Source organism: Bacillus sp. B2-WWTP-C-10-Post-4 (genome assembly GCF_009183805.1).
Lineage (GTDB): Bacteria > Bacillota > Bacilli > Bacillales > Bacillaceae_G > Bacillus_A > Bacillus_A cereus.
Genome location: NZ_WEII01000228.1, coordinates 1 through 2501, shown reverse-complemented (window position 1 = coordinate 2501; position 2501 = coordinate 1). Strand labels below are relative to the sequence as shown.

Below are 2501 nucleotides of genomic sequence, written 5' to 3'. Positions count from 1 at the left end.
CCTGTATTTATTATATCAATAATATAATAAAATGTCAGGACAATATCTATTAATCATTTTATAAAATTTATAATATATATTCACTAAAAAACAAGAGCTGATTTCTCAATAAATTGATTATTTCGAGATTCATCTACAATAATTTCTTTTACTCGTTTTGATTCTTTAAAAGCAAAAACTTCTGGTTCCTTCCCGGTATTATCATATAAAGTATAGCAATCTATTAAATCTTTAATGTTAGAAAAAGTAGTCGCTACTTTCATATGACTTTCTTCAATTATATTTTGGGGTACCAATCTTCCTGTTACTTTAAAACGCAAATTGGATCGCTCTAAAGCAACCTTTATTGGGACATCTACAATAATTGCTTTAATGCTAAAACCTGCTAGTCTTAATTGTTGAATTAACTTTTTGTATTTTACTTCATTTTTCATTGTACCATCATACATAAAGTTTATTTTTCTTTTCATGCAGATTTTTAAAAGTTTCATGGTAATATCACTACTTTCATCATGAACTAAAAAAGCTGCTTGTTTCATTAACTCAATATTTCCGGATTCTATTAACTCTTGATATTCTGGTATTTTTTCTTTGATCTTATCAGGATCTATCCAAACCATGTTTTGTTTCTGATGTTTATATCCCTTACTTACTAACTCTCCAATTGAGCTTTTTCCAGCAGCAGAACCACCACCAAGTAATATAGCCTCAGGTTCTTGCTCTTGCTGCGGCTGATCATTTAGAAATAATTTAATGATTTCATTATGTAAAAGCTTACGTTCTATTGTATACTCCCCATTAATTACGTACTTTTCTCTAGTTGGTTTCAATTTTAATTCTCCTCTTCTATAGATGCATTATTGAGTCCCTTTAAAAATTTGAGACCTTCCCCTTTAACTGCAATTATTACTTCGGTATTTTTAAATCTCTATATGAGATTTAACTTACTATAATTTCATATAACTCTTTTTGTTAGATGCTATAGGTTTCAATTCATCACTATATATCCCTTCTAAACAATCATATTTCTCTTTAACTTAAAAACTACTTTATACATCCACTTAAACAAACAAAAAAGGGCTCCTTTAAGTCGATTAATCGTGCATAGCAAATAGGCTATATACACTAATCGGCTCAAAGAAGCCCTTTCAAAATTGAAACAAGAAAAAACTTGCTTCTACAACTCAACCACAACACATAAGATGTGGGAATAAACGGAATCAAATAAACTAACAATATAATTATATATTACATAATAAAAGTATAATTCTCAAGGATATTTCATTAAAATATTCCTACAGTGCTTCTACGGTAGGAATATCAGCAGGTGCCCACTTTAAATGCTTTAAATTTTTAATACTCATCCATTTTAGCTCTGCATGCTCAAGAGCTTTAGGCTTACCTGCCAAAATTCTAGCTTTATATGTAGTAAGATGAACAACAATAGTTTCATACTCGTACTCGACTTCCTCTACCTTCTCATCTACAACAATTGTACATCCAAGCTCTTCTTTAATTTCACGAATTAATGCAGCTGGTGGCTCTTCTCCCTTGTTTATCTTACCACCTGGAAATTCCCAATAATTTGGTAACGTCATTGTAGGAGAACGTAATGCACATAAGACTTCATTATTTTCATTAACAATTACCGCACCAACCACTGATATTTTTCTCTTCATACTTACTCACTTCCTTATACAGTTTAATTAATACTTACTATCTTATATTAATTCATATTTTAACACCAAGTTTTCCTTTTAGATGATGATTAAACTTTCATTTGCTAACGAATGAGTCAAAATAAAGCATCTAAAATCTCTAATATACTAAAATCTTTCAAGTAAGCAAGAAAAAATGAAAATAAAAAAATGGAAAATTTGTTAACGACAATGATATGCTTACATATGTATATTTGTTACATAAATACATTAATTTTATTAAATGAGAGGTGATGAATTACATCTCGATATTAAATCATTACATTATTATAATTTATAAGCAAAATCTAGTATCTTAGATAAGGAGGTTCTTAAATGAACTGGAGAAAAATTTTTGGTTATCGCTCTAAAACCGCATGGAAAATGTTTATTGCTTCCATTGTTTATATCTTTATTTTATTTTTAATACTTCAAGCAATTATTCCAAATTCTATTCGCCCTGCCCTTGTTAATATTGGTTTTTTGGGATTTTCGTTAAGCTTACTTGCTTTAATTATTGGATTAATCAAACCACAATTTGTGTTACCCAAAATACAAATTAAAACCAGAAAGAAAGTAGTATATTCATATTTATATCTAGCACTAGCTTTCTTTTTAATGGGTATTGTATTTATTGATGGAAAATCAACTTCCAATCAAACTGTACAAAAGGCAGACACCAAAGTTGCCACTTCACAAGATACTAAAAAAGATACAGCAGACACAAAGAGTAAGGAAGAAGCTGACCGTAAAGCTCAAGAAGAGACTCAGCGTAAAGCTCAGGAAGAAGCTAACCGTAAAGCT

2 protein-coding genes and 1 pseudogene are annotated in these 2501 nt (G+C 29.6%); 1 reads left to right on the top strand and 2 read right to left on the bottom strand.

Annotation, left to right across the window (positions count from 1 at the left end):
• Nucleotides 1-83: 83 nt before the first annotated feature.
• Together GBN78_RS29355 and GBN78_RS29350 are read right to left on the bottom strand one after the other, a co-directional pair.
• Nucleotides 84-830, bottom strand: coding sequence for a zeta toxin family protein (locus GBN78_RS29355; RefSeq protein ID WP_152128014.1), 747 nt, complete (start codon nt 828-830; stop codon nt 84-86).
• Between the two features lie 465 nt (nt 831-1295).
• Nucleotides 1296-1679, bottom strand: coding sequence for a (deoxy)nucleoside triphosphate pyrophosphohydrolase (locus tag GBN78_RS29350; protein WP_000823377.1), 384 nt, complete (start codon nt 1677-1679; stop codon nt 1296-1298).
• A gap of 354 nt (nt 1680-2033) precedes the next feature.
• On the opposite strand from GBN78_RS29350, the pseudogene GBN78_RS29345 reads away from it, so the two are divergent.
• Nucleotides 2034-2501: pseudogene (locus GBN78_RS29345) on the top strand (protein TolA); the annotation flags it as partial.

Bases quoted from the DNA above. Each gene is read 5' to 3' on its own strand.
- GBN78_RS29350 (WP_000823377.1), bottom strand. From the start codon at position 1,679: ATGAAGAGAAAAATATCAGTGGTTGGTGCGGTAATTGTTAATGAAAAT.